Annotated in this window: 3 protein-coding genes; 1 reads left to right on the top strand and 2 read right to left on the bottom strand. The window is 53.4% G+C overall.

Annotated elements, in window-relative coordinates; genetic code table 11:
* On the top strand, positions 1 to 228 hold a 228-nt coding region (locus BSZ32_RS09985; RefSeq protein ID WP_165788768.1), incomplete at its 5' end, for a hypothetical protein.
* Here the strand turns inward: BSZ32_RS09985 and BSZ32_RS09980 are convergent.
* Positions 225 to 686 carry a beta-galactosidase gene (locus BSZ32_RS09980; protein ID WP_105043279.1) on the bottom strand — a complete coding sequence of 154 codons (462 nt, stop codon included), beginning with the start codon at positions 684 to 686 and terminating at the stop codon, positions 225 to 227. The two genes, BSZ32_RS09985 and BSZ32_RS09980, sit on opposite strands and share 4 nt — an antisense overlap.
* A gap of 51 nt (positions 687 to 737) precedes the next feature.
* A partial coding sequence (locus BSZ32_RS09975) for a sulfatase/phosphatase domain-containing protein (protein WP_484592877.1) occupies positions 738 to 1,181 on the bottom strand: 444 nt, incomplete at its 5' end.

Genomic DNA, 1,181 nt, shown 5'->3' with positions numbered 1-1,181 from the left:
GATTGGGAAGCGTTTGCCAGGTTTGTTGTGCCCGGCAAAGTCGTCGGAGATGCAGAGAAGCGTCTTCTTAAAATACTTCAGGTGCAGGTCGATGTGCAGTTTCTGCAGCTCGATCTTGTCCTGCCTGCTGCTGGCATGGGTGTGTCCTTCGCCCCAGAGGCCGTAGGTGCCGACATCGACAAACTCAACGCTGGGATTGCCGTCGTAGCGTTTGGCATAGGCAGCTAGAAAGGTTTCAAGCTTCTTGAGAAAGATCGGATCGTCGAAGAACGGATCCCACGGGCCTTGCCTTTGGTTCTGCCTTTGCCATATTGGTAATGAGTGCCCTTGGCTCCGGCGTCTTTCACCCACTTCGGGGTGGCATAGGTCATCCAGTTCTCCGAACACGTTATGCGCAGGGCAATCTTCTTTCCCTTTGCAATCCAGCGCTGCGCGGGAGTATCGAAGATGGCCCAGTTATACTTGCCCTCTTCGGGTTCAAGATATGCCCAGGGAAGACGCAGGTAGACGGTTGAGACACCTGGAAAATCCTCAAGCGTATCAGAGGGTTCAAGCTTAGAGCCATAGTTGCGTGCCACGTTGGAGTAGAAGTGCATAGTCCACCCCATACCGGGGTTGATCAGAACCTTACCTGTATCCTCCGGCTTAACCGTCGTCGTGTCCTGCGCGAATACTCCAACGCTCATGCACAGCCAGCATATAAAACTGTAGAATCGAATATTTCTCATGGGTTACCTTTAATGTATTGGAGTCAGGATTGTTGCATCTTTTTTGACTTTTTCGATCCAAGCATCCAACTTTCGAGAAAGCATCACTTGCTTCTCCGGGCTCTGGAGGGCTTTTTTTCCAGCCAGTTCTGTCGGGTTGGTGGCGAGGTCGACAAAGTTGTGTTTCGGGATCGGTGTGCCGTCAATGGCCTTGACCGGCTTGCCATTGCGCACCTCCTTCAGCGTTCCCCTGCGGATGGCGTTGAACTCGCCCCGCCAGCTCCAGTAGAGTTCGTCATTCGGACATTTCGCCTTGCCCTTGAGCCATGGAAGTAGGTTCTTGCCATCGTGAATTTCAGGAACGGTCCCCTCTCCTGCAGCTGCCAGTGAGGTTGGCAGGATGTCCAACGAGATCACCGGATCGTTAACTACTTTTCCGCCGGGGATGGTTCCCGGCCAGCTGACCATGAAGGG

Origin of the sequence: Rubritalea profundi, assembly GCF_002954445.1 — a bacterium.
Lineage (GTDB): Bacteria > Verrucomicrobiota > Verrucomicrobiia > Verrucomicrobiales > Akkermansiaceae > Rubritalea > Rubritalea profundi.
This window is presented reverse-complemented; position numbering and strand designations above follow the sequence as displayed.

Excerpts from the sequence above, each read along its gene's own strand:
- BSZ32_RS09980 (WP_105043279.1), bottom strand. The coding sequence starts at position 686 with ATGAGCGTTGGAGTATTCGCGCAGGACACGACGACGGTTAAGCCGGAG.